Here is a 23639-nt window from a genome sequence, read left to right as displayed (position 1 = left end):
GCATTTCCATTATTTTTCGGGGAAATAGTTGTAGAGAATGCAGTTAAAGAGTTGTCTAAGCAGAAAATATACTTATAATTGTACTGAGTGCAGCTATTTCTTTTATTAGCATTAGTGAAATTCAATATAATCCGCTAAAAATAAAATTTTTAATGTTATTTTGATGTTAACACTCGCCAAATGTTCCCGCGCCGTATATCATTAATTATCGGCCTATTATCCACAATAGGACAGTTAATCAAAAGGAAGTGTATTTTCTGATGTCAAGAAAGCTAAGAGCCGGCATAGTTGGCGGCACAGGTATGGTAGGACAACGTTTTATTGCCCTTCTAGAGAATCATCCTTGGTTTGAAGTAACTGCGATTGCTGCCAGTGCTAGATCTGCTGGAAAAACGTATGAAGAATCGGCCAAGGGCAGATGGAAGTTATCTACTCCAATGCCTGAGAACGTAAAGAATATTATGGTCCAAGATGCTTCTAAGGTAGAAGAAGTTGCTGCGGACGTGGATTTGATTTTTTGTGCTGTAGACATGAAAAAAGATGAGATTAAAGCGCTCGAAGAGGCTTATGCTCGCACCGGAACGCCAGTAATCTCCAATAACTCAGCGCATCGCTGGACGCCTGATGTGCCTATGGTCATTCCTGAGATTAATCCGGAGCATCTTGAGGTTATTGCACAGCAAAGAAAACGTCTGGGAACAGAGACAGGTTTCATTGCGGTTAAACCTAACTGCTCCATTCAAAGTTATGTGCCTGCACTTCATGCGCTCAAAGACTTCAATCCATCTAAAGTGGTGGTCACCACCTACCAAGCCATTTCTGGTGCAGGAAAGACTTTTGCAGATTGGCCAGAAATGCTGGACAACGTGATTCCTTATATCGGTGGCGAAGAAGAGAAAAGCGAGCAAGAGCCTTTGCGGATCTGGGGAAGCGTTGAAGAAGAGGGTATCGTAAAGAGTGAAGCGCCAACGATTACTTCGCAGTGTATCCGTGTGCCTGTAGCGGATGGACATATGGCTGCTGTATTTGTTTCTTTTGAGAAGAAACCGTCCAAAGAAGAGATTCTGAATCTCTGGAAGAGCTTTAAAGGACGTCCTCAGGAGCTTGAACTGCCTAGCGCACCTAAACAGTTCATTACCTATTTTGAAGAGGACAATCGTCCACAGACTAAGCTGGATCGTGATATCGAGAACGGAATGGGCGTATCGACGGGCAGACTTCGGGAAGATGCCCTCTATGATTACAAATTCGTAGGTCTCTCCCATAACACCCTGCGCGGAGCAGCTGGCGGTGCTGTGTTGATCGCTGAGCTTCTGAAAGCAGAAGGTTATATTCAACCGAAATAAGTCCATGCATGAGCTGCAAAGCTGATGTGAATAGACACCTCATCAAAGCTTAGTCTTTGGTGGGGTGTTTTTTAATGGATTGATTTGGTAAAATAAGTTATCATCTGAGAAGGAGGAATTTAATTGAAGAAGTACTTATTTACTTTTATTTTGTTGTCATTATCAATCTTTGTAACTGGATGTACATCATCAGCTCAAGAGGAACAAGAGTATGGAGTGTCCTCTATAAATGCCGAAATTCCTATTCCGAAGAATGCCAAAGAAATCGAAGTGACAACAACTTCAAGTAACCCCAATATAAAAATAGGTGTAAAGTACGAATTGGATAATATAGGAGGAGAACAAGGTCTTTATCGGCCTGACGGCTATTTTAATAAATTAAACGATGCTGGATGGATAGAGCTGGAGGACAAGCGGTTAGGGCATGTGCTATTTTTTGAAAAAAAGGACACCGTCATCGCCATCGAAATACATCAGGATACCTTTGATATTCATGAAATGAATAAAGATGCTAAATTCTAAACAGTGGCTAGTTAGATGAAGCATTTGTTATTACTTAAACAGAAAGGTTGAGAGTGTGGTAAGATAGGTAAAGTGTATAAACTATACGAATTCTGAATGACTGACGGAGTGATATGATGGGTGCAAAAAGTAAAGGTGGCGGCACAGGCAGAGGTACGGGGAGTAAAGGCTGGACACGCTGGAACAAAACAGCAAAACCAGTTAAACCTGCTAAAAGTGATCCAACGACGGGTCCAGGTGCTAAAGGTGCAAGTGGAAGCAAGGGCAGTAACGTGAAAAAAAGCGGAAGCACCAAATAGCTCCCTTAAACTGGGTTATTCCTGAAGGTTAACATCTGATTTTGATCGTTAAAATCAGGTGTTTTTTTATGACTAGAGGTAAGGTAAGTATATAGAATGAAAGTAGGATCAGCAGTGAGAATCGATAAATATATAAGCGAAACAGGCTTTTGTTCCAGAAGGGAAACCAAACGATTAATTGCAGCAGGTCGAATCGCTGTAAACGGTATTGTCTGTGAGGCGAACATTCTTATAGAGCCAGAGGATATCGTATGGATCGATGGGGAGCCGATAACAAGCAGTAAAGGGGAGCCAGTGTATCTCGCTTTGAATAAGCCGATAGGCATTACCTGTACAGCAGCCCCACATGTGGCTGGGAACATTATTGATTTTGTAGGGTATCCTTCACGGATCTTTGCGATTGGCAGATTAGACAAAAACTCGGAAGGCCTCATTTTGTTAACCAACGATGGAGAGATTGTAAATAAAATGATGCGTTCCGAGAATGGGCATGAAAAAGAATATGTAGTTCATGTAGACAAACCGGTTACGTCAGAATTCTTACAAGAGATGTCTAGCGGCGTGAACATTCTTGGAGTCACAACGAAACCTTGTGAGGTCTATCGGATCACAGAATGTCAGTTTAGAATTATCCTAACTCAAGGTCTTAATCTGCAAATACGCAGAATGTGCAAGGAGTTAGGATATAGAGTACTAAAGCTGGAGCGCATAAGAATTATGAATATTACATTAGACGGCTTGGAGCTGGGACAATGGCGGCATTTAAGCAGTGAAGAGCTGTATGAGCTTATGTCCCGCTTAAACTGACTTTGTCAACAAAGCCTCTGGCAGTTGTGGTAATATCTTCAGCTCCGGCAATCGCTAAGATAACAGAAATCCCATCCGCACCAGCTGTTAATACTGGTGCAACATTTTGCAGCGTGATTCCCCCAATGCCAACCAATGGGATGGTAATGCCTTTATTTCTTAGTTCTTCAATCATCGCAGTGCCTTGAACAGCTTTGGCATCCTCCTTGGATGACGTAGGATAAATGGGACCCACACCCAGATAGTCGGCTCCATCGGCAATCGCCTGCTGAGCTTCAGCGAAGGAGTGAGCGGATACACCAATGATTTTATTCTCTCCAAGTAGCTGGCGGATCGCCAATGCAGGTGTATCCTCCTGTCCTACATGAATTCCGTCCGCATCAAGCGCGATCGCTAAATCAATGTCGTCATTCACGATAAAGGGCACGCCATTGGCATGACAGATCTTTTGAAGTCGTCTGCCAAGATTAAGTCGTGCCTTATCGCTTAAGGATCCGGTACCCTTTTCACGGAATTGAAACATGGTTATGCCTCCAGCAACCGCTTCCTGCAGCACCTTAACAGGAGCTTTACGGCAATTTACGCTACCCATAATGAAATAGACTTTTAATAGATCTCGCAGATGTTCACTGTTCATTCGTTGCATTGTTTATCCCTCGCAGTCTGTTCTGATAAGCAAAATGATTGGTTGGTCCATGCCCAGCCCCTATGCCCAGCTCGTCCTCAATCGCCGCTTGTATAAATGCTTTGGCAGTTTGAATGGCCTCAGCTACGGATTTGCCTTTGGCTAGCTCGGCGGTAACTGCTGCTGAATAGGTGCAGCCTGTACCATGCGTATGTCTGGTCTGAATCCGGCTACTCTCCAATAAGGTATATTCGTGACCATCAAATAGAAGATCGGTTACGGCTGTGGTTGAGGTATCATGCCCCCCTTTTAGCACTACATATTTGGAGCCCATGCCATGAATGATTTTGGCTGCTTTTTTGCGTTCTTCGATGGTGGAGATCGTCATCTTTGTGATCATTTCGGCTTCGGGAATATTGGGTGTCGTCACCAATGCTAAGGGCAGCAGATGGCTGATTAAGGATTGAACCGCCTCCTGCAGCAGCAGTGTGGACCCTCCTTTAGCGACCATCACAGGATCAATTACAAGATTAGACCAGCCGTAATACTTAATTTTATCTGCCACAATGCGGATGATGTCGCTGTTAAATAACATCCCGGTCTTTACGGCATCTGGTTGCAGGTCAAGTCCTATAGAATCAAGCTGCTGAATTATGGCGTCCAGAGTCACTGGATAAACCCCTTGGACACCCAACGTATTCTGCGCTGTCACAGCTGTGAGGACGGACATGCCATAGACAGAAAGCTCTTGAAAGGTTTTTAGATCGGCCTGAATGCCAGCTCCACCGCCGCTATCGGAGCCGGCAATGGTTAGAGCTTTGGATATAATCATCGATTTCACTCCTTTGAGGGTCATTAACTGAGCTGTTTGATACTAGATCTTTCTAGGAAGACTTCTGGCGTGACCCATGTCAGTTGATTTAGAAACTCAACCTGAAAGCTTCCCGGCCCTTGACCAGTTGTTAGTTCAGCGGCGATTTCAGCGGCTACTCCATAGAAGGAGAGGGCTTCTACTGCAGCCTCCAACGAGGCACCTCCACTTACCGCGAGAAATGCACCCACAACAGCGCTGAGCAAGCAGCCAGTTCCTGTAACCTTCGTGAGAATAGGGTGACCGTTGCTGGCAATATAAGTGTTTTTTCCATTCGTGATCACATCGTCTTTTCCAGTTATGATGACCACACAGCTTAACTTCCTCGCAGCAGCTTCAGCCAAAAGGACTACATCGCCTTCACCTTCGCCAGCATCCACCCCTTTAATGGACCAACTCTCTCCAATGACATTAGCGACTTCAGCTACATTCCCCCGCAGTGCGGTGATTTGCATCTCATTCACTAGCTTTTGAGTGACAGCGGTCCGATAAGAAGTTGCGCCTGCACCTACCGGGTCAAGCACTAGGGGAACCCCGTGTTTATTAGCGGATTTACCAGCGAGCAACATAGATTGAATGGCGTAGTCATTGAGTGTGCCTATATTTAGAACTACAGCAGACGACATAGCGGCGATGTCGATCACTTCTTCGTGGGCATCCGCCATAAAGGGAGAGGCACCCAGCGCCAACAGACCGTTGGCTGAGAAATTGGCTACTACAATATTAGTGATGTTGTGGATCAAGGGGTTGGATTCCCGTACTTTGGCTAAGTAACTCATCATAATTCCTCCTCAAGCTTGTATGAATAACTAACTAAACGTTACAGATTGATAAAAGCTTCCTGTGCTTTAATATCTTCTGGTAGAAGATCGTTGGTGGATAACCACAGCTGAACCTTTTCCCAAGATGTCGGGTCTTGATAACCAAAAGATTGATCGCCAGCATTCATCAGCGGCAGTAGAATCTCAAGACTTTTTTTCTCAATCTCCTTGTCGAGCGGTGAAGTTGCATCTTCATGTGCAATCAGTAAATCCAGGGCTTGTTTAGGATTCTGCTCCACAAATATCTGTCCTTTTGTTATGGCATTTAGAAATTTTTTGAAGTAGGCTTCAGAATTTTGCAATCCTTGTTCGCTGACCACCAGCACAAGCTCATAATAGTCAGGTACTCCGTAATCCGTTGGATTAAGCGAGGTGACCGGATGTCCCTCTTTTTCAAGGATCAGTTGTTCATGGTTGATGAACCCGCCCATTATTGCGTCCACTTGTCCTGTAGAGATCGCAGGGATAAGGTCAAAACCTACGTCAATCAGCTTGGCGGATGAAGGATCGCCTCCATCACTCTGGATCATTGTCCGAATCATTGCTTCATAGAGCGGAATGGAGGAATAGCCGATTTGTTTTCCTGCGAGCTCTTTGGGACTATGAATACTGCCTGCCTGAGGAACCATCAGATGATTCAGTGGATGCCGCACGATAGCTGCAATCGAACGTACAGGAATTTTCTCGCCGCGTGCCATAAGTACCTGAGGCTGATAGCTGAGCGCTAGATCAATTTGATTTGCTGCTACAAGCTTTAGGGCGTCATTGCTGTCCGCAGGCATTTTGATCTCGACATCCAAACCTTCCTCTTGGAAAAAACCTTGCTGTTGCGCAGCGTATAGAAAGGAATGAACGGCATTGGGATACCAATCAAGCATAATCGTCAGCTTGTGTGACTGTTTATTTTCGGAATTGGAGGAACCGGTTTGGGAGTTGTTATTTAGCTTGTCTGCCTTCCCGCAGCTGCTTAAGAGCAAAAGTGTGCATACTAGAAATACAGAAATAAGTCCTCGTTGTGGTGATTTTAAATGATTCATTGGTTAGATCCTCTTTTCTTTAAAAATAATTGTTCGAGTAAAGCTATCGCCAGAAAAAGCACAACACCAAGCGCGGACAGCAGAAATACAGCCGCGAACATTTCATCGCTCTGCATATTTCCGGCCATTCTGCGGCTGAAGTAACCGAGTCCTTTACTGCCGCCGAGCCATTCCCCGATAGTAGCTCCGATGACGCAGTATACTATGGACAGCTTTAAGCCAGAGAAAAAAGCAGGCAATGCCAGTGGAATTTGGGTTTTGACAAGCAGCTGCCAGCGGTTTGCACCAAATGTTAATAATAAGTCCTTGTAAGTCTGGCCACTTGTACGAAGTCCATCATATGTACTCACTACGACTGGAAAAAAAGCCGTCAAAAACACCACAGCCACTTTGCTCCACAGCGTATATCCGAACCACATAATAAAAATGGGGGATAGCGCAATTAATGGGACCGTCTGGCTAATGATAAGGAAGGGATAGATGGCCTTTTCTACGGGGCGAAACAGGAACATTCCAATGCCCAGCAATACACCAAAAATCACAGAAAGGACAAAACCCACCAGTATCTCCTGTAACGTCGCCAATAAATGCTGTCCAAATAATAATTGCCTGTGCTCGATCAATGCGATGCCAATAGATGAAGGTGCAGGGAGAATAAAGGCTGGAATCAAGTGAAGGCGAACAGCTGACTCCCAGATTACAAGAATGAGCAGTACCAGAAGAAGGAAGGGACCATAGTTGTCTAGATGTTTTTTAAAAGGTATAGGTTGCATGCAATCTTCGCTCCAACTCTGCCCGTAGTGCTATAAACCGGGGTTCATAGTTCATCTTATAATGTCTTGGTTTTGGTAGATCGACAACGATCTCCTGTAATTCGCTGTGCGCACCGCCAGATAATAAATAAATCCGGTCACTGAGCAATAGGGCTTCTTCCAGATCATGAGTGATGAGCATAATCGTCTGATTCAGTTCACCCCATAACTCCAACAGCCAACGGTGTATCTCACGTTTGGTCATGGCATCGAGAGCGCCAAAGGGCTCATCCAGCAGCATAAGACCACTTCCGCCTCCAGCCACTAAGGTGCGCAGAAATGCTACTCGCTGTTTCATACCTCCCGAAAGTTCATGGGGATAAGCCTTCTCTACATCTGTTAAGCCGAAGCGGGCCAACATTTCCCGAATCTGAGTGATCGTTTTCTGTTTACTAAATCTGGGCTTGATCTCCCAGGGCAAAAGGCAGTTATCGAGCACTGTTCTCCAAGGCAGCAATAAATCCTGCTGAGGCATATAAGCGATCTGACCTAAACGACTAGCGGTTGAGGGGAGCGTAGGGAGTTTTATTTTTCCATGAGTAGGTTCGAGTAAACCGGCAACCGTTTTGAAAAATGTGCTTTTCCCGCATCCGCTAGCACCTACTACGGAGACGAATTCCCCTTGCCTGATATCCATGGATAGATTTGCGAATACAGGGGGTTGTTCAGTTTCCGGAAAAGAGTAGGTTAGGCCTTGAATAGATAAAATGGTCGTGATGATCTAACCTCCTAATATTTTTGTGGAGCGCCTAAACAAATAAAGACCCATCCATTTCCAGAGGAAATGAATGGGTCAAAAAGTTCATTCTGCATAATAACACTTAACATGCTTGATGAAAATTCTGCTCCACTTCCCTCCGCTGGTATGATCCAGATCAGGTTCCAAGGGTCCGGAGCTTGAAGCTCCGTCTCAGTCGGCCGACTCCCCTAGTGAAATAACAGGTCCATATTAATTTGTTTATAAATATACCATATCTTTCTGAGAAGTAAAGAGAGAAAGAAGTGAAGGATTAATCCAAGATTGGGTAAGATATAAGTAGAAATCTAGTTAATATTACAATTCCGATGTATATAATCGGAAAAAAGTATTGACGATCATGTGATGGCAGTGTACTATTCAATTTACCGGAAAAAAACCGGATAGAGAGAGGGGATTTAATAATGAAAAAATGGAGTTTAACTATTATATTGGCGTTAACCGTGGTCCTTGTAGCGGCTTGCGGCAATAATTCGAATACCAATACGGCTGCTGAACCAACAGCTGGAACGAATGGTGGAGCAGCATCTTCAGCGCAAAACAGTTTGGAGGCTGTGAAGGCCAGCGGCAAATTGCGGATAGGTACAGAAGGGACTTATGCACCTTTTACTTATCATGACACTGCGGGGAAATTGACGGGTTTTGACGTGGAAATTGCCGAAGAAGTAGCCAAACGTTTAGGTGTTGAAGCTGAATTTTTTGAAACTCAGTGGGATGGTATTTTTGCTGGGATGGATGCGAAACGGTTTGATGTCATTTTTAATGAAGTTTCCATTAACGAAGATCGCAAAGTGAAATATGATTTCTCTGAACCCTATATTGTATCCAAGGCAGTATTGATCGTGAGCGAAAACAATGAGGATATTAAGACCTTTGCTGATCTAAAGGGTAAAAAAGCCGGACAATCCCTGACCAGTAACTTATCCGACATCGCTCGTGAGAACGGTGCTGAAATCGTAGCTACGGACGGTTTCAATCAAGCGATGGATCTGCTGACTTCGGGACGTATTGATGCAACTGTGAATGATGGCTTGTCTTATCTGGATCTGAAAAAACAAAAACCAGATGCAAAAATTAAAGTGGTTGATGAGATTCCTGAAGGCTCACAAAGTGCTGCGGTATTCCTGAAAGGCAATGATGAGCTGGTGAATGCGGTCAGTGATGCGATTAAAGAGATGAAAAGTGATGGAACGTACTTGAAAATTTCCGAGAAATACTTTGGAGCTGACGTTTCAAAATAATACAAGGCTAGCAAGGCTAATTAAGCCTAGAAGCTAAAAAGGATGTCTGAATAATGGATGACCGCAAAATACAAATTTTCTTAGATACACTGCTACCCCTGCTTAAAGCCGGGGTGGCTTTTACCATTCCGTTGGCTCTACTTTCCTTTGTGCTTGGATTGATTTTGGCGATCCTAACCGCGTTGGCACGTCTTTCACCGTGGGTAATTCCGAAGCTAATCGCCCGTTTTTATGTATGGGTCATTCGGGGAACCCCGTTGTTAGTGCAGCTATTTATTATATTTTATGGTTTGCCGGCTGTTGGTATTGTACTCGACCCTTTCATTGCCGCCACCATTGGATTTACCCTTAGCGTAGGGGCTTATTCATCGGAAATCGTACGCGCTGCTATCCTGTCGATACATAAAGGCCAGTGGGAAGCTGCCTTCTCAGTCGGGATGACTCGTGGGCAGGCTCTGCGCCGCGTAATTCTGCCACAAGCTGCACGCGTTTCTGTACCGCCGTTATCCAATTCTTTTATTAGCTTGGTCAAAGATACATCGCTTGCAGCGATCATCACCTATACGGAGATGTTTAGAACTGCTCAGCAGGTAGCCTCTACCACTTATGAGCCTCTGCTGGTATACTCCGAAGCAGGATTGTTTTATTTAGTGTTCTGTTCTGTGCTGTCGGCGCTGCAAAATTACTTGGAGAAACGACTCGATCGTTACTCTGCGACCTAAAGGAGAGATACTTGTGATTGAAATCATTAATTTGCATAAATCCTTCGGCGCACTCCAAGTGTTAAAGGGTATTGATCTGAAAATGGAGCATGGAAAGGTACTTGTCATTATTGGGCCATCCGGCTCCGGAAAGACTACACTGCTGCGCTGTTTTAATCTGTTGGAAATCCCGGATCAAGGCAGCCTGTCACTCGGGGATATCACCATCAATTTTACAGATCATAAGAAAATTCCTCAGAATTCCGTATTAGCTCTTCGGCAGAAAACAGGGATGGTCTTTCAATCGTATAATTTATTTCCGCATATGACTGCGCTAGGCAATGTGATGGAGGGACAGGTAACTGTCTTGAAACGAACCAAGGAAGAAGCGCGTAAGCGGGGCCTTCAACTGCTGGCTAAGGTGGGTTTGGCTGATAAAGCTGATAACTATCCACATCAGCTGTCAGGTGGACAGCAGCAGAGAGTGGCCATCGCCCGGGCTATGGCAGTAGATCCAGAAGTGCTGTTGTTTGATGAGCCCACTTCGGCGCTCGACCCCGAGCTGGTAGGGGAAGTGCTTAAGGTCATCAAACAATTAGCAGCAGAAGGTATGACTATGGTGATTGTGACCCACGAGATGAAATTTGCCGCCGATGTAGCGGACCGGATCATTTTGATGGATGGCGGTCATATCTTAGAGCAAGGAACTCCGCAAGAAGTGCTGGAGCATCCGAAGAATCCCCGGGCTCTGCAATTTCTGAATAGACTGAATGGTGAAGAAGAGTAGAAAGACAATATATATGAAAAAGCAGCTCGGGAATCATCCGGAGCTGCTTTTTCGTGTGTAGATTATTCAAATGAGAAGAGTAACTGAAATTTGGCTTATACTCCAGTTTTCAGGAACTCCAAAGCGTTGTAGAGCATAATCGCAGCTTCGGCACGGGTGAGTTCGCTTTTTGGATTAAACTTTCCGTTAGCGTCTAGAGTATTGATCTTGTATTTCAGGGAGCGCTGAATACTGCCTTGATATGCAGGGGTCAGTGACGCTTCATCAGCGATATCTACTGGAACGATATTGATCATCGGCAGATTACCTACGCCTTCGATCGCTTGCACTAGATAGTTAGTGAATTGCTCTTTGGTCATAATTAGGCTAGGATCAATGTCTTTTGGTAGCTTAACTTGATTGTAATAAGCATTGATAAAGGCTTCAGCGTACCAGGCTTTGTCTTTTACTTTTGTGAACAAGCCGCTGGCAACAGGAGCTTTGTTAAAGTCAATGGCTGCGAGGCTGAGCTGAAGACCGCCGGAGATAAACTGAATCCCTTGGGCTGTAGTTACCTTAGAGCCAGGGAGAAATTGAGATTCGCTGACACCTTTAATTAACCCTTGATTTTTTAAAGAAATGATTTTTTCTTTGCCGTTTATGTTATCAATATCCTTAAAGGTGTTCCCAGCTGCAAACATCTGACCACCCAAAGAAAAGGAGAAAATGGCTACGGTTGTGATTACTGCTAGTGTGCTTTTTTTCATGTTCATGTCTTTTCACCTCGTTGTATGGATAGGCTCCTTAGCCTTTGTCACTCCTTTAACGTTGTAAATTATGGAAAGGTTGCGGTCTAATCTGTATTATTTCACGAAAAAGTAGATTTTAATAGAAATATAGGCCAGATTGGGGTGTAGTACTTTGGATAAGTGGCATGAAATGATATAATGATGTCAGGCTCTTTTCATTCGTGGTTAATTTTGTTATGATTATATCGTAACGATTACTATTTATGGTTTGTCTTAACTGCATAAATAGGAGCGTCTCAGAGGGTACGGATGTTAAATCGTTCCGGGAAGGTAGGAGACCAAATGGATCAAATATCAAATATCAGTCAATTGTTTGCGGCGCAAAAATATAAATTAACGCCTCAGCGTGAAGCTATAGTGAACGTTCTGCTCGACAATGAGAAGGATCATTTAAGCGTAGAAGAAGTATATATGCTTGTTAAGAACAGCTATCCACATCTGGGCCTGGCAACGGTATACCGTACACTTGAGCTTTTATGTGAGCTACACATTGTAGAGAAGATGAACTTCGGAGACGGAGTTGCCCGTTACGATTTGCGCGGGAACGATCATTCGCATATGCATCATCATTTGATATGCAGCGTATGCGGTCGGTTGGAGGAAATTAAGGACGACTGGCTTGTGGAGCTGGAGAGAAGAGTGGAACGTGAATATGGCTTTAACGTCACGGATCACCGCCTTGATTTCAAGGGTACTTATGGAACATGTAAACGTACTGGCTGCAAAAAAGCAAAAGCAGAAGCAGATAAAGCAGTCTCGTAAGATTGCTTTCTAACCTAAAGACACAGGCTTTCTCTAAGCCTGTGTCTTTTTTGATTACTGCGTTCTAGGAAGTCTAGCTTCGAGTAGGTACAAAGGATTTGATCCACGTTCCGAAACTGCCAGGGTTACGGCTCTGAACGAGAATTACACCTTCTCCACGGAAGCGGCAGACAAGTGCTTCACCACTGGTTATGCTGTTAAGCCAGCCAGAGGCTGCCTTTTCCACCTTGTAGTCCATATAGTCTGGCCATGCTACGAGGTGTCCGTTATCGATAATCATTTCTTCACCAGGTCCTAAATTTATTGCATGGATAGCACCGAAGGAAGACAGGAACACCGTTCCTCTGCCACTGATTTCTACAATGAAGAAGCCTTCACCGGAGAAGAGCCCTCTGGTTAAATTCTGCATTTTGGTATTTACTTGAATGCCTTCAGTTCCGGCGAGAAATCCGTCTTTTTGAACTAACAGTTTATACGATCCGTCTAATTCTATCGCCTGAATATCGCCGAGTGAGCCAGGTGACAGCAATACCTCACTTTGACCACGGGTCGCTCTAAGTTCTTGAAAGAAGAATTTCTCACCGCTCAGCATTCTCCCGAGACCGCGCATTAAACCACCATCCACGGTTCCTTTTAATTCTACGTTAGGTGACATCGCGACCATTGCGCCCATTTCAGCCTTTACGCTTTCACCGGGATTTAGTTGGACCTTTAACATAGCAAAAGCACCTTCATACAAAACCTGGTAATTCATCCTTTAAACCTCCGCATCTATTTAGATAAGATAGAATACTAGCTTTGCTCTAAGTGTAACGGAATTCTTGCTTCGCTCATAGTCTGGAATATGTTAAAATGAAGTTGTCTTATAGATGTAAGATCAATAATCATTCACCCATGAATAGGAGAGTGGTGTCACATGGCACGAACCAAGACACAAAAAGCCTTGCGTAAGGCAGAGCGCTCCGGAGCCTGGTGCGCAGCACAGAGTCGTAGATTGAATAGTGATTATGGAGCCATTTCACAGCATGTACGATTAACACCAAGCAAGCAGGAACAATTGAATAAGAATAGATATAAGGGGCAGATCTTCCAAGATGATGCTCCTTTTTTATTGGCTATTTGATAAGAGAACATCGCTCAGCGTATAGTAATTGAAGAAATAATATATAGGAGATGTATCCCTGATGAAACAAAATAAATATGACGATTCGAATTTCTTCTCTGCCTACCAGCAAATGCCCCGTTCTATTGGAGGGCTTGCAGCAGCAGGAGAATGGCATGTATTAAAGGCGCTTCTTCCAGACTTACATAATAAAAGTGTGCTTGATCTGGGCTGCGGCTTTGGCTGGCATTGCCTATATGCCCGTGAGCAGCAGGCGAGTTCAGTTATAGGTGTGGATATCTCTGAAAAAATGCTGCAACAGGCGCGTGAAAAAACGAACGATCCTGCTATAACTTATATCCAGCTGCCGATTGAGGACATTGATTTTGCGAGCGAGCAATTTGATGTGGTTCTCAGTTCATTGGCTTTCCACTATATTGAATCTTTTGCAGCCATCTGCCGAAAGGTGCATTCGTTTCTTAAGCCTGGCGGGAGTTTTATTTTTTCAGTGGAGCATCCAATCTTTACTTCACGTGAAGAGCAAGACTGGTATGCCGATGAACAAGGAAACCGCCTGCATTGGCCCGTAGATCATTATCAATCAGAAGGACTTCGTGAAACGAAATTCTTAACAGAAAATGTGATTAAATACCATCGCACGATTTCCACCTATTTCAATGACCTGATTGAAGCTGGCTTTACTATTAAAGCGGTTAAAGAACCAAAGCCTTCAGCAGAAATGAGTAATGATCTATGGATGAAGGATGAGGAGCGTAGACCGATGTTCCTGATCATTTCGGCTGTAAAAGAATAATCTCATGCTCACGAGTTATGTTCAAATATAGAGGCAGGGGTTGTCCTAAAAGTAGCCTTTTCTACTAAGGGACAACCCTTTTGCAATGAAACGGGTTTTCTTCATTTACACCTGTTCTCTGCTGTGCACACGATATTCTCTTGGTGACATCCCGAAACGACTTCGGAAGACCCGGTGAAAATAGGTGTAGTTCGCAAAACCACAAGTTTCTGCTACTTGCTCCAGCGGCATGGGACTGAAGGTTATCCGTTCTCTGGCCATTTCCAGTCGGACATCGTTTACATATTTAATAATACTGGTCCCAAAGGCTTCCTTAAATAAATGAACGGCCCGCGAGACGGATATACCCACAAAACCTGCTACATCTTCCAATAGAAAGGGTAGGGTTGCGTGCTCCTCAACATATTGCTTCATTCGGTATGCCAGATAACCTTTTGGAGTAATTGCTGGCTGATCTGTAATTAGCCGGTCGATTTCCATACATAGAATTTGCAGATAGCAGGCAGATATTTCTGGAGAGAAGTCGGAAAGTCGACGGTGCTCCAGAATCAATTGGCGAAACAAGCCAAGAAAACTCTCACTAAGCGGCACACTTAGGCGAGTGGGTCTTTGTGAACGTTGCCACCATTCATCAATCCATGTTCCTCCGCAAAAGATATGATAATCTCCGCTTTCAATTCGTGGCTTGCCCACAGGGTACTCTTCTTTATCTATGATCAAATAGTAAGGATCATTTGGAGCGAATAACATAATATCCCCGCTTTCCACAGGTGACATTACACCATCGATCAATGCACGGCTCCTTCCTTCTGTTTGCAGACGTATAAGAAAGTTCTGGTTCCCTTGACTTTGAGACATATGAAAAGGCTTGCGATGAAAAGAAAATCCGGCTGATAATACGTGACAGGTAGCAGAATGAGTCATAGGTCCTCCTGGGTGTATTGAAATGATAAGCAGATTGTTCATGTTTTAATCATATTATTCATTTTAATATATACGCTTTCATATTACTATGTAGCTAAGCAATAAAGAAAGAAATCGACCATCAACGCTAGAAACAGTCGGTATTAGCTGTGCTTACAAGAATGACAGTTTAAGGAAACTGATGTGAATCAGATTAGTCAATTCTGTTACAGCATTATTGTTCAAGTGATTGTCACTACAGAAAGCTAACTTTAAATCCAATTGGAGTGATTCGAAAATGCTGAAGATAGGCCTGCAATTGTATACGCTCAGAGAAGAACTGGAACAGGATTTTGAAGGGACACTGCGTAAAGTAGCAGCCCTTGGTTATAAAGGTGTGGAGTTTTTCCATTACTTCGGCCGTAGCGCAGCAGAAGTCAAACAATTGCTTGATGAACTTGGACTAGTAGCGCTGGGCGCACACCGTCCCTATGACGCGTTGTTGAATGATACAGAGGCAGAGATCGCGTACAACCTGGAGATTGGAAATCATCATCTAATTGTGCCGTATCTGTCAGAAGAACAACGTAACTATGAAGAAGTTGCTGCGAATCTGAAGATTATTGGAGAAAAGTGTAAGGCGCGTGGAGCGGTTCTTTTGTACCATAATCATGACTTTGAGTTAACTGATCGATATGGTGACCGTACAGCGTTTGACGGTTTGTTTGAAGAGGTGCCGGCTGATTTGCTGCAAGTTGAAATGGATACATGCTGGGTACATCACGCAGGTTATGATGCCGTAGAGTATATCAATAAATACGCTGGCCGGTTGCCAATCATCCATCTGAAAGATTTGAAGAAACATGAGGATGGTTCACCGGAAACGGTTGTTCTAGGCGAAGGAGAAGTAAACCTTACAGCAATTCTTGATGCGGCTGTACAGGCAAAGGTAGAGTGGGCGGTAGTGGAGCAGGATTATTGCAGCCGTTCACCATTAGGAAGTGTAGAAGATAGTTTGAAATGGGTAAAAGCATACGCTAATCAAGGGGGAAATGTTCATGTCTAAAAAGTTGAGAATTGCTATTGTCGGTTGCGGTGGAATTGCTAATGGAAAACATATGCCAAGTTTGTCACGTCAAGCAAACGCTGAAATGGTAGCCTTTTGTGATATCGTCGAAGAACGTGCACAGGAAGCAGCAAAAACCTATGGTGCTGAAGGCGCGGCTGTATATACAGATTATCAAGAGCTTTTGAAAGCCGGAGGATTCGATATCGTGCATGTATGTACACCGAATGACAGTCACTCCGTGATCACAATCGCAGCATTGGAAGCTGGCAATCATGTAATGTGTGAGAAGCCAATGGCGAAGACTACAGCTCAAGCACAGGAAATGTTAGAGGCTGCCAAACGTACAGGCATGAAATTGTCTGTAGCTTATCAGAACCGTTATCGTGCGGATAGTGAATATCTTAAAGACGTTTGTGAAAACGGTGAGCTTGGTGAGATCTATTATGCAAAAGCGATTGCCGTTCGTCGTCGTGCGGTTCCTACATGGGGCGTATTCCTGGATGAAGAAAAGCAAGGCGGCGGTCCACTGATCGATATCGGTACGCATGCGCTTGATCTAACATTATGGATGATGGACAATTATAAACCGCGTAGTGTTATGGGCTCGACTTTCCATAAGCTTGGTAACCGTAAAAACGGCGGAAATGCCTTTGGTCCATGGGACCCTGAACAATTTAAAGTAGAAGATTCAGCATTTGGATTTATTACCATGGAAAATGGTGCTACAATTGTACTGGAATCAAGCTGGGCTCTTAATGTATCTGAATTTGGAGAAGCGAAGACGCTCCTAGCAGGTACAGAGGGTGGTGCAGATATGAAGGACGGGTTACGCTTAAATGGTGACCGTGGTGGCCGTCTATACGAGACTAAAATTGACTTGTCCGCAGGGGGAGTAGCTTTCTTTAACGGAGGACAAGAGAGTGAATCCGATCGTGAAGCTCGCTTGTGGCTTGAAGTAGTTCGGGAAGATAAAGAACCAGTAGTTAAACCTGAACAAGCCCTTGTCGTTACCCAAATTTTGGAGGCTATTTACGAATCTTCCCGTACAGGTCGTGCTGTGTATTTTGACGGAACATCAGATAACTAAACGAGAAGCAGGTGTGAAGTTCATGAGTTCAAACAGACATTCTGTAGTCATTGTTGGTTTTGGAGGAATGGGAAGTTATCACGCAGGATTGATAAAAGAGACCTCTACCTTAATCGTAGTTGGAACGTACGATGTGCTTGAAGCACGTCGTACCAATTCCAACGACGCTGGCTACAAGGCGTACCAAAGTTATGAAGAAGTATTGGCAGATTCTTCGGTCGAAATTATTCTAATTGCCACACCGAACGATGTGCACAAAGAAATTGCGATTCGTGCATTACAAGCTGGCAAACATGTCATTTGTGAGAAGCCAGTTGCTCTATCAAAGGTTGAATTTCAAGAAATACTGGCGGCGGCTGATGAAGCCGGACGTGTGTTTATGGTGCATCAGAACAGACGTTGGGATGAAGATTTTCTAACTATCAAAAAAATGTACGACGAGGAGACGATTGGATCCCTATTCCAGATCGAATCCCGCGTGCACGGAGCGAACGGAATTCCTGGAGACTGGCGTCATGTTAAGGCACAAGGCGGAGGGATGCTGCTGGATTGGGGCGTTCACTTATTGGACCAGCTATTATTCATGATTGATAGCAAAATTACCAGTGTGAGCAGTAGTTTAAGCTTTATTTTAGGAAACGATGTCGATGACGGTTTTGAAGCTATTCTGCAATTTGAGAATGGAATTAAAGCGATCGTAGAGGTTGGCACGACTAACTTTATTACTTTGCCAAGATGGTATGTGAAGGGTATCGAAGGCACTGGAATTATTGAAGACTGGTCTTTAACTGGAAGATTGGTGACCAGAAATAACGCAGGTGAAAAAATCGAACCGAAGCCGATTCGTGCAGGTGTAGGACTAACTAAAACTATGGCACCTCCATCGGAGGGGGCAACGATCACTGAGGAATTACCTCAGCCGTCGGAGTTAAGCTCTAGCTTTTATGATAATTTCGCTGCTGTCATTGAGGGAACTGCAGAACCTATCGTTAAGAACGCTGAGGTTATGCGGGTACAGAATTTGATAGAAGTTATTTTTGAAGCTGCTGAGAGTAATCAAGTGGTGAAGAATTTTGATATCTACGATAAATAATAAGTAAACTATTTCCAAGAGGAGGTGGCCTACAATGAAACTTGGAGTATTTATGGTCTTGTTTGGAGGTCGTAAGCTGGAGGATGCTCTTGATTACGTAGTATCCAAAGGGCTAAAGGCGGTAGAAATCGGTACGGGAGGCAATCCTGGCAACAGCCACTGCGACCCTAAAATGCTGCTGGAGAATGAAACAGCCTTACAAGAATTCAAACATGCCGTGGAATCTCGCGGACTTACAATCAGTGCTTTGAGCTGCCACGGTAACCCATTGCACCCGCAAAAAGAACTTGCTCAAAAGGATCATGAGGATTTCGTAAACTCGGTCAAATTGGCGCAGAAGCTAGGGGTTCCGGTTGTGAATACCTTCTCTGGATGTCCTGGAGATCATGAGGGTGCTAAATATCCGAACTGGCCTGTAGCTCCATGGCCCAATGATTATCAAGAAATTCTGGACTGGCAATGGGAGAACAAGGTTATTCCTTATTGGAAAGAATGGGGTGCCTTTGCCGCTCAGCATGATGTAAAGGTAGGTCTTGAGCTGCATGGCGGATTCTCTGTACACACACCAGGTACTCTGCTGCGGCTGAGAGAAGCAGCAGGTGAAGTGATCGGTGCGAACCTTGATCCGAGTCACATGTGGTGGCAAGGAATTGATCCTGTGCAAGCGATTCATATTTTGGGACGCCAAGGTGCAATCCATCACTTCCATGCGAAGGATACCGTTATTGATCCTGTGAATGTCAATATGCACGGATTAACTGATATGCAGTCGTATACCAAGATGCTTGACCGTGCTTGGCAGTTCCGTTCTGTCGGTTTTGGACATGATCTTAAGACTTGGGCTGACATTATTAGTGCACTTCGTTTGGTTGGGTATGACTATGTGGTTAGTATTGAGCATGAAGATGGGCTGATGTCTATTGAAGAAGGTTTCTCCAAAGCTGTAAGTAACCTTCAACAAGTATTGATTGAGGAGCCACTGACAGAAATGTGGTGGGTTTAAACGAAATGGAGAGCTTCACGAAAGTTAAATTAAATGATGAACAGCTGGATATTTTGGTGAAAGCGGTTTTCGGTTCAGAAACTGCGGTTAACCTTAGTTCAGAACTTACGGGAGGCTTTTTTAATACAGCCTATGATTTGGAACTCAGCACTGGGAAATCTGTCATTCTAAAGGTTGCCCCTGCTGTAGAGACAGATACGTTAAGTTACGAGAAGAACATTATGCGAACTGAAGTGGAAGCTCTCCGTATGGTTGCAGATAAGGGTGTTGTGCCCGTGCCTGCCGTCTACCATTATGATGAAAGTCTGCTGCTTATTCCTATTCCGTATTTCTTTATGGAGAAGGTGGAGGGCCAGCCCTACAGTGATGTAAAGGAGAGTCTTTCGCTTCCGGAGAGAGACGCTATCGAAACGGAGCTGGGGCGTTACAATCGCATAATCAATGAGATACGCGGAGAACGTTTTGGCATTTTTGGAACGGATTCAGAGGAGCCAAGAGCCTCGTGGAGAGAGACCTTTTCATGCCTGATGGAAAGTGTACTTGCTGATGCCAAGAGGCTGAATGCAAAGCTACCTGCGTCCTGTGAAGAGATTATGCAGGAGGTTTCCAAGTATCTCCCTGCATTAGATGCCGTAACCGAGCCACGACTGGTGCATTGGGATTTATGGAATGGGAATGTATTTGTGAAGGATGGAGTCATCGTATCGCTGATTGACTGGGAGAGAGCCCTATGGGGCGATGTGCTGATGGAGTATTATTTTAGGCATTTTGAGAATTCTGCCGGTTTCTATAAGGGGTACGGAACAACCTACGACAGTCCGAACGAGATTCAGCGGAAGAAGCTTTATGATCTTTATCTTGATCTTATTCTTACTATCGAATGTTATTCACGCAAATATGCAGACGAAGGTTATGTCCGTTGGACGCATGATAACTTGACTGAGGGTTGGAACCGTTTTAAAGGCAGCAGTGAATGAAGGTTATAGGTGTGAAAAATGACGTGCGAAAGCACGTCATTTTCCTGTATCTAACTAGATTGGAGGATTACCATGCAGCCGTTAAAAATACCGAGAGAACATAAGCTTCAGATTACAGCTAGTATTCAAGAATATTTTGACACAGAGCTGTCCAGTGAAATTGGGCAATTAGCCAGCGAGAACCTTCTCGATTTTATGCTCAAAGAACTTTCGCCTTATATTTACAATCAAGCGTTGGCAGATGCACGAAAAATGATTGAGCAAAAGATGATTTCTCTGGAAGAGGAGATTTATGCTCTCGAACAACCCTTATCCTCAGGCAGAAGATAATCCAAAAACACGATTAATTTTAGCGCAGATTTATAACAGTTACGTCTGGATCAGTATCAGCTTCGTAATCTACACCTTCAGTCTCGAATCCAAATAGCTGGAAGAATTCCTGTTTATAGCTATGCAGATCCGTTAGGTCGTAGATATTGTCTGAAGTAAGCTGGTCCCAGATTTCTATTACTTCTTGCTGGACTGCCGGAGACAATTCCCAATCATCTATACGGATACGCCCTTCTTCATCCACAGGAGTTCCTTTCGCTGCGTAGAGATGTTCAGCAAACAACCGATAGGTTTGCTCAATACAACCTTCATGAAGACCGTGCTCTTTCATGACTTTGTAAAGGGCGGAAATATAGAGGGGCACGACAGGAATCGCCGAGCTGGACTGTGTGACAAGACCTTTTGTGACCGCTACATAAGCTCTACCGTGAGTAACAGCTAACGCTTCGTTAAGTGTTCTTGCCGTAGCTTCGAGATGGTCTTTAGCAAGTCCAATCGTTCCCTGGCGATATACGGCTTGAGTAAGCTCTGATCCGATATACGAATAAGCAATAGTGGTTGCGTGATCAGCTAATACTCCGGCTTGCTGGAGTGCTTCTATCCATAACTGCCAATCATCACCGCCCATCACCCGTACGGTATCATGAACTTCCTTATCGGTCGCGGGTTCGATGGAGATTTGAGTGACTTCACCCGTATGAAAATTTACAGTTTTGTTGGTAAAGGTGTCGCCAATAGGTTTGAGAACAGAGTTATATACTTCACCTGTCTCCGGGTCTGTACGGCGCCCAGAAGCAACACTGTAGATGACCAAATCGACTTGTCCTAATTCGCTGCGAATCAGCTGAATCGTTCTTTCTTTGGTCTCTTTGGAGTAAGCATCTCCGGTAACGCTGTAGGATTGCAGGCCTGCAGACTCCGCAAGTTGTTCGAAGGCGGCGGAATTGTACCACCCAGCAGAGGCTGTACGGGCTCCATTGCTGCTGCTCGGCCGATATACGCCTACTGTGCTGGCTCCAGCCCCAAAGGCGGCTGTAACCCGTGAGGCGAGGCCGTAGCCTGTGGATGCGCCAATGACAAGCACCTTCCGGGGTCCTTTGATCGCGGGTTGTGCCTTAATATACTCAATTTGCCGCTTGACTTGACGAGCGCAGCCTTGCGGATGTGCGGTTGTACATATAAAGCCACGTGTTCTAGGTTTTATGATCATAATAATAGTTTCCTCTCTTTCATGAAAAGCAGCTAATGATACGTGTTATTTCTAATTTTAACAATTTTCATTCCAATGGAGAAGGATTGTTTATCTTTCTTGTATCAAATACAATGAATCCCGGGCTTTTATGAGGTTGGATTTTTACTTAACTCTGTATGGTGGTGAAGTCTTGGAAAGTCAGACTAAAACAAAATTGACGGTTGAGCAGCAGGACATCCTGGTGGGTGCTGCTTTTGGAAGCCATGTGAAAATCATTCAAAGTACGGAATTGACGGGAGGTTATTTCAACGCAGCTTATGACCTCCTATTGTCAGATGGCAGAGCTACGATCCTTAAAATATCGCCATCCGATGAGACAGACACGCTAAGTTACGAGCACGATATCATGGCTACAGAGGTTGCGGCAATGCAGCTAATGAAGTCTAAAGGAACGGTACCTGTGCCTGAGGTATACGCTTATGATAACAGCAGAAATTTAATATCGAGTGACTTTTTTTTCATGGAGAAAATAATCGGCCAGCCCTATAATGAAATTAAGGAAGAGCTTAGTCCGCAGCAAAGAAGTTGTATTGAGGAAGAATTAGGTCGTTATAGCCGGATTATCAATGAGATTCAAGGGGATCATTTCGGATTATTTAATGTATCCTCGAAGATAAAGGGGACTTCTTGGCGGGAAACCTTTCAAAATTTGATTGGCAACCTCCTTGATGATGCTCGGCGCTTAGAGGCAAAGATGCCCATTCCTTTAGAAAAGATTGAGGCGGAGATCAACAGCCGTATACATGTGATGGATGTGGTCACTGAGCCACGTTTAGTTCACTGGGATCTATGGGATGGGAATGTGTTTGTGCGAGAGGGAAGCATTGTTGCCTTAATCGATTGGGAACGGGCGTTATGGGGCGATCACCTTATGGAATATTATTTTCGCTATATTGAGGATTCTGAGCATTTCTGTAGAGGTTATGGGGACAGTTTTGATAGCCCTAATGAATGTGCACGCAAAAAGCTCTACGACTTATATATCGATTTAATTTATTTCATTGAGTGTTATTCGCGTAAATACGATAGCCAAGGCCATTTCCAGTGGGCACAGGATAATCTGCTGGAAGGTTGGGAACGTTTCATGGGTTAGGACATTTTCAGCAAGATTACAACATAAGAAGGTAAGGAGGCTGAGCAGGAGAAGGGAGAGGATTCTCATGTTTGAGTGGCTAAGTGTACATATTGATATCGTAAGTTTGCTGTGGCTGTTGCCGATCCTATTTATGTTTCATGATTTTGAAGAAATATTAACGATTGAAGCATGGGGGGCAAAGTATAGAACCAGGTTAGAGGACGCAATTCCTTCGTTTATGCGCAAGACGTATCATTCGATGTTACAAATGACTACACGTAATTTTGCAATGGACGTATTATTCGTGTATATTTTTATAGTGACGGTAACTTGTATTGCAGTATTCTTTTCTAATTACTTATTGTACTTGGCAGTGCTTGCGGTATTTTTCTTACATGTATTTACTCATCTAGGACAGACGATATATTTAAAGATATATACACCAGGGGTAGTTACAGCAGTACTAGTAGTTCTTCCCTATTCTCTTTATGCGTATTATCGACTATTGAATGACAACTTGGTATCCCTTGGAGATATCGGATGGTCTCTGCTGTTAGTTCTTTTGCTGCTTCCGCCAATATTGTGGTTGTTAGTGAAGAATAGAACTCGCATTAAACAGAACTAGTACATAAGGCTGCTGCTGGCCATATCTTTTTCAGAAAAATCTTGACTAGAACCCTTAGAACTAGATAAAATAATACTTATTGCTTACAACTTGGTGAGAATCATTATCATAATTGACGAGGAAATGAGAGGGT

General features: G+C 44.0%; 28 protein-coding genes and 1 riboswitch. Of the genes, 18 read left to right on the top strand and 10 right to left on the bottom strand.

What is annotated here, in order from left to right; genetic code table 11:
• Window positions 1-260 precede the first annotated feature (260 nt).
• The 4 genes from asd to MHI15_RS24320 all read left to right on the top strand — a co-directional run bounded on the left by asd (window position 261) and on the right by MHI15_RS24320 (window position 2974).
• Window positions 261-1346 (top strand): aspartate-semialdehyde dehydrogenase, encoded by a 1086-nt coding sequence (gene asd, locus MHI15_RS24335; protein WP_038570412.1) that lies wholly within the window; start codon window positions 261-263, stop codon window positions 1344-1346.
• A 123-nt stretch (window positions 1347-1469) separates the two neighbouring features.
• Window positions 1470-1868 carry a hypothetical protein gene (locus MHI15_RS24330; RefSeq protein WP_340975798.1) on the top strand — a complete coding sequence of 133 codons (399 nt, stop codon included), beginning with the start codon at window positions 1470-1472 and terminating at the stop codon, window positions 1866-1868.
• A 116-nt stretch (window positions 1869-1984) separates the two neighbouring features.
• Window positions 1985-2167, top strand: coding sequence for a DUF3934 family protein (locus tag MHI15_RS24325; protein ID WP_076218200.1), 183 nt, complete (start codon window positions 1985-1987; stop codon window positions 2165-2167).
• Between the two features lie 114 nt (window positions 2168-2281).
• Window positions 2282-2974, top strand: a complete 693-nt coding sequence (locus MHI15_RS24320; RefSeq protein ID WP_076218199.1) for a pseudouridine synthase — start codon at window positions 2282-2284, stop codon at window positions 2972-2974.
• Here the strand turns inward: MHI15_RS24320 and thiE are convergent.
• From thiE to MHI15_RS24290, 6 genes are read right to left on the bottom strand one after another with little or no spacing between them, the layout of a single operon-like run.
• Window positions 2955-3620 (bottom strand): thiamine phosphate synthase, encoded by a 666-nt coding sequence (gene thiE, locus MHI15_RS24315; RefSeq protein WP_341164970.1) that lies wholly within the window; start codon window positions 3618-3620, stop codon window positions 2955-2957. The genes MHI15_RS24320 and thiE overlap by 20 nt on opposite strands.
• Window positions 3601-4431, bottom strand: a complete 831-nt coding sequence (thiD, locus tag MHI15_RS24310) for a bifunctional hydroxymethylpyrimidine kinase/phosphomethylpyrimidine kinase (RefSeq protein WP_175623539.1) — start codon at window positions 4429-4431, stop codon at window positions 3601-3603. The genes thiE and thiD overlap by 20 nt, the downstream gene beginning before the upstream one ends.
• 23 nt (window positions 4432-4454) lie before the next feature.
• Window positions 4455-5249 carry a hydroxyethylthiazole kinase gene (thiM, locus tag MHI15_RS24305; RefSeq protein WP_076183472.1) on the bottom strand — a complete coding sequence of 265 codons (795 nt, stop codon included), beginning with the start codon at window positions 5247-5249 and terminating at the stop codon, window positions 4455-4457.
• 41 nt (window positions 5250-5290) lie between these two features.
• Window positions 5291-6328, bottom strand: coding sequence for an ABC transporter substrate-binding protein (locus MHI15_RS24300; RefSeq protein ID WP_341164969.1), 1038 nt, complete (start codon window positions 6326-6328; stop codon window positions 5291-5293).
• A complete protein-coding gene (locus tag MHI15_RS24295) occupies window positions 6325-7101 on the bottom strand; it encodes an ABC transporter permease (RefSeq protein ID WP_081386295.1) in 777 nt (258 codons plus the stop codon). Before MHI15_RS24295 ends, MHI15_RS24300 begins: the two co-directional genes overlap by 4 nt.
• Window positions 7082-7777, bottom strand: coding sequence for an ABC transporter ATP-binding protein (locus MHI15_RS24290; RefSeq protein ID WP_175619994.1), 696 nt, complete (start codon window positions 7775-7777; stop codon window positions 7082-7084). The genes MHI15_RS24295 and MHI15_RS24290 overlap by 20 nt, the downstream gene beginning before the upstream one ends.
• Window positions 7778-7975: 198 nt before the next feature.
• A riboswitch (TPP riboswitch) is annotated at window positions 7976-8079 on the bottom strand.
• A 222-nt stretch (window positions 8080-8301) separates the two neighbouring features.
• Here MHI15_RS24290 and MHI15_RS24285 point away from each other — a divergent pair.
• From MHI15_RS24285 to MHI15_RS24275, 3 genes are read left to right on the top strand one after another with little or no spacing between them, the layout of a single operon-like run.
• On the top strand, window positions 8302-9138 hold the full coding sequence (locus MHI15_RS24285; protein WP_076183478.1) for an amino acid ABC transporter substrate-binding protein: 837 nt from the start codon (window positions 8302-8304) through the stop codon (window positions 9136-9138).
• Between the two features lie 53 nt (window positions 9139-9191).
• Complete coding sequence (locus tag MHI15_RS24280) at window positions 9192-9860, top strand: amino acid ABC transporter permease (protein ID WP_036686309.1); 669 nt, start codon at window positions 9192-9194, stop codon at window positions 9858-9860.
• 13 nt (window positions 9861-9873) lie between these two features.
• Entirely contained in the window at window positions 9874-10626 is a 753-nt protein-coding gene (locus tag MHI15_RS24275; protein WP_076189904.1) for an amino acid ABC transporter ATP-binding protein, read from the top strand.
• Window positions 10627-10721: 95 nt separating this feature from the next.
• Here MHI15_RS24275 and MHI15_RS24270 read toward each other — a convergent pair whose 3' ends face one another.
• The gene (locus MHI15_RS24270; RefSeq protein WP_339248402.1) at window positions 10722-11378 is read right to left on the bottom strand and encodes an S-layer homology domain-containing protein; all 657 of its coding nucleotides are present in this window, start codon (window positions 11376-11378) and stop codon (window positions 10722-10724) included.
• A gap of 318 nt (window positions 11379-11696) precedes the next feature.
• On the opposite strand from MHI15_RS24270, the gene MHI15_RS24265 reads away from it, so the two are divergent.
• Window positions 11697-12176 (top strand): Fur family transcriptional regulator, encoded by a 480-nt coding sequence (locus MHI15_RS24265; RefSeq protein ID WP_036686314.1) that lies wholly within the window; start codon window positions 11697-11699, stop codon window positions 12174-12176.
• Between the two features lie 73 nt (window positions 12177-12249).
• Here MHI15_RS24265 and MHI15_RS24260 read toward each other — a convergent pair whose 3' ends face one another.
• Window positions 12250-12930, bottom strand: coding sequence for a TIGR00266 family protein (locus tag MHI15_RS24260; RefSeq protein WP_036686316.1), 681 nt, complete (start codon window positions 12928-12930; stop codon window positions 12250-12252).
• A 162-nt stretch (window positions 12931-13092) separates the two neighbouring features.
• On the opposite strand from MHI15_RS24260, the gene MHI15_RS24255 reads away from it, so the two are divergent.
• Both MHI15_RS24255 and MHI15_RS24250 read left to right on the top strand, forming a co-directional pair.
• Window positions 13093-13299 (top strand): hypothetical protein, encoded by a 207-nt coding sequence (locus tag MHI15_RS24255; protein WP_076125962.1) that lies wholly within the window; start codon window positions 13093-13095, stop codon window positions 13297-13299.
• 61 nt (window positions 13300-13360) lie between these two features.
• On the top strand, window positions 13361-14092 hold the full coding sequence (locus MHI15_RS24250) for a class I SAM-dependent methyltransferase (RefSeq protein ID WP_339248404.1): 732 nt from the start codon (window positions 13361-13363) through the stop codon (window positions 14090-14092).
• A gap of 105 nt (window positions 14093-14197) precedes the next feature.
• On the opposite strand, the gene MHI15_RS24245 is transcribed toward MHI15_RS24250, so the two are convergent.
• Window positions 14198-15016 (bottom strand): AraC family transcriptional regulator, encoded by an 819-nt coding sequence (locus MHI15_RS24245; protein WP_076125965.1) that lies wholly within the window; start codon window positions 15014-15016, stop codon window positions 14198-14200.
• 277 nt (window positions 15017-15293) lie between these two features.
• Here MHI15_RS24245 and MHI15_RS24240 point away from each other — a divergent pair, with 277 nt between their 5' ends.
• The 6 genes from MHI15_RS24240 (at window position 15294) to MHI15_RS24215 (ending at window position 20554) form a co-directional block, all read left to right on the top strand.
• Window positions 15294-16061, top strand: coding sequence for a sugar phosphate isomerase/epimerase family protein (locus MHI15_RS24240; protein WP_076125967.1), 768 nt, complete (start codon window positions 15294-15296; stop codon window positions 16059-16061).
• Window positions 16054-17151 (top strand): Gfo/Idh/MocA family protein, encoded by a 1098-nt coding sequence (locus MHI15_RS24235; RefSeq protein WP_339248409.1) that lies wholly within the window; start codon window positions 16054-16056, stop codon window positions 17149-17151. Before MHI15_RS24240 ends, MHI15_RS24235 begins: the two co-directional genes overlap by 8 nt.
• A gap of 22 nt (window positions 17152-17173) precedes the next feature.
• Entirely contained in the window at window positions 17174-18244 is a 1071-nt protein-coding gene (locus tag MHI15_RS24230) for a Gfo/Idh/MocA family protein (protein WP_339248411.1), read from the top strand.
• A 34-nt stretch (window positions 18245-18278) separates the two neighbouring features.
• A complete protein-coding gene (locus MHI15_RS24225; protein WP_076101695.1) occupies window positions 18279-19247 on the top strand; it encodes a sugar phosphate isomerase/epimerase family protein in 969 nt (322 codons plus the stop codon).
• Window positions 19238-20224, top strand: a complete 987-nt coding sequence (locus MHI15_RS24220) for a phosphotransferase family protein (protein WP_341164968.1) — start codon at window positions 19238-19240, stop codon at window positions 20222-20224. The genes MHI15_RS24225 and MHI15_RS24220 overlap by 10 nt, the downstream gene beginning before the upstream one ends.
• A 72-nt stretch (window positions 20225-20296) precedes the next feature.
• Window positions 20297-20554 carry a DUF2164 domain-containing protein gene (locus tag MHI15_RS24215; RefSeq protein ID WP_076125970.1) on the top strand — a complete coding sequence of 86 codons (258 nt, stop codon included), beginning with the start codon at window positions 20297-20299 and terminating at the stop codon, window positions 20552-20554.
• 19 nt (window positions 20555-20573) lie between these two features.
• Here MHI15_RS24215 and fabV read toward each other — a convergent pair whose 3' ends face one another.
• Window positions 20574-21764 (bottom strand): enoyl-ACP reductase FabV, encoded by a 1191-nt coding sequence (fabV, locus tag MHI15_RS24210; RefSeq protein ID WP_312147881.1) that lies wholly within the window; start codon window positions 21762-21764, stop codon window positions 20574-20576.
• A gap of 172 nt (window positions 21765-21936) precedes the next feature.
• On the opposite strand from fabV, the gene MHI15_RS24205 reads away from it, so the two are divergent.
• Together MHI15_RS24205 and MHI15_RS24200 are read left to right on the top strand one after the other, a co-directional pair.
• The gene (locus MHI15_RS24205; protein WP_076190157.1) at window positions 21937-22899 is read left to right on the top strand and encodes a phosphotransferase family protein; all 963 of its coding nucleotides are present in this window, start codon (window positions 21937-21939) and stop codon (window positions 22897-22899) included.
• A gap of 67 nt (window positions 22900-22966) precedes the next feature.
• Window positions 22967-23506, top strand: coding sequence for an HXXEE domain-containing protein (locus MHI15_RS24200; RefSeq protein ID WP_076125975.1), 540 nt, complete (start codon window positions 22967-22969; stop codon window positions 23504-23506).
• Window positions 23507-23639 lie beyond the last annotated feature (133 nt).

The organism is Paenibacillus sp. FSL H7-0918 (genome assembly GCF_038007025.1).
Classification (GTDB): domain Bacteria; phylum Bacillota; class Bacilli; order Paenibacillales; family Paenibacillaceae; genus Paenibacillus_AQ; species Paenibacillus_AQ odorifer.
This window is presented reverse-complemented; position numbering and strand designations above follow the sequence as displayed.

What these genes read in the sequence shown, in the direction of transcription:
- asd (WP_038570412.1), top strand. Translation starts at nt 261, where the DNA reads ATGTCAAGAAAGCTAAGAGCCGGCATAGTTGGCGGCACAGGTATGGTA.
- MHI15_RS24325 (WP_076218200.1), top strand. Translation starts at nt 1,985, where the DNA reads ATGGGTGCAAAAAGTAAAGGTGGCGGCACAGGCAGAGGTACGGGGAGT.
- thiE (WP_341164970.1), bottom strand. Translation starts at nt 3,620, where the DNA reads ATGCAACGAATGAACAGTGAACATCTGCGAGATCTATTAAAAGTCTAT.
- thiD (WP_175623539.1), bottom strand. Translation starts at nt 4,431, where the DNA reads ATGATTATATCCAAAGCTCTAACCATTGCCGGCTCCGATAGCGGCGGT.
- thiM (WP_076183472.1), bottom strand. Translation starts at nt 5,249, where the DNA reads ATGAGTTACTTAGCCAAAGTACGGGAATCCAACCCCTTGATCCACAAC.
- MHI15_RS24300 (WP_341164969.1), bottom strand. Translation starts at nt 6,328, where the DNA reads ATGAATCATTTAAAATCACCACAACGAGGACTTATTTCTGTATTTCTA.
- MHI15_RS24295 (WP_081386295.1), bottom strand. Translation starts at nt 7,101, where the DNA reads ATGCAACCTATACCTTTTAAAAAACATCTAGACAACTATGGTCCCTTC.
- MHI15_RS24290 (WP_175619994.1), bottom strand. Translation starts at nt 7,777, where the DNA reads ATGGATATCAGGCAAGGGGAATTCGTCTCCGTAGTAGGTGCTAGCGGA.
- MHI15_RS24285 (WP_076183478.1), top strand. Translation starts at nt 8,302, where the DNA reads ATGAAAAAATGGAGTTTAACTATTATATTGGCGTTAACCGTGGTCCTT.
- MHI15_RS24280 (WP_036686309.1), top strand. Translation starts at nt 9,192, where the DNA reads ATGGATGACCGCAAAATACAAATTTTCTTAGATACACTGCTACCCCTG.
- MHI15_RS24270 (WP_339248402.1), bottom strand. Translation starts at nt 11,378, where the DNA reads ATGAACATGAAAAAAAGCACACTAGCAGTAATCACAACCGTAGCCATT.
- MHI15_RS24265 (WP_036686314.1), top strand. Translation starts at nt 11,697, where the DNA reads ATGGATCAAATATCAAATATCAGTCAATTGTTTGCGGCGCAAAAATAT.
- MHI15_RS24260 (WP_036686316.1), bottom strand. Translation starts at nt 12,930, where the DNA reads ATGAATTACCAGGTTTTGTATGAAGGTGCTTTTGCTATGTTAAAGGTC.
- MHI15_RS24255 (WP_076125962.1), top strand. Translation starts at nt 13,093, where the DNA reads ATGGCACGAACCAAGACACAAAAAGCCTTGCGTAAGGCAGAGCGCTCC.
- MHI15_RS24250 (WP_339248404.1), top strand. Translation starts at nt 13,361, where the DNA reads ATGAAACAAAATAAATATGACGATTCGAATTTCTTCTCTGCCTACCAG.
- MHI15_RS24245 (WP_076125965.1), bottom strand. Translation starts at nt 15,016, where the DNA reads ATGACTCATTCTGCTACCTGTCACGTATTATCAGCCGGATTTTCTTTT.
- MHI15_RS24240 (WP_076125967.1), top strand. Translation starts at nt 15,294, where the DNA reads ATGCTGAAGATAGGCCTGCAATTGTATACGCTCAGAGAAGAACTGGAA.
- MHI15_RS24235 (WP_339248409.1), top strand. Translation starts at nt 16,054, where the DNA reads ATGTCTAAAAAGTTGAGAATTGCTATTGTCGGTTGCGGTGGAATTGCT.
- MHI15_RS24230 (WP_339248411.1), top strand. Translation starts at nt 17,174, where the DNA reads ATGAGTTCAAACAGACATTCTGTAGTCATTGTTGGTTTTGGAGGAATG.
- MHI15_RS24225 (WP_076101695.1), top strand. Translation starts at nt 18,279, where the DNA reads ATGAAACTTGGAGTATTTATGGTCTTGTTTGGAGGTCGTAAGCTGGAG.
- MHI15_RS24215 (WP_076125970.1), top strand. Translation starts at nt 20,297, where the DNA reads ATGCAGCCGTTAAAAATACCGAGAGAACATAAGCTTCAGATTACAGCT.
- fabV (WP_312147881.1), bottom strand. Translation starts at nt 21,764, where the DNA reads ATGATCATAAAACCTAGAACACGTGGCTTTATATGTACAACCGCACAT.
- MHI15_RS24200 (WP_076125975.1), top strand. Translation starts at nt 22,967, where the DNA reads ATGTTTGAGTGGCTAAGTGTACATATTGATATCGTAAGTTTGCTGTGG.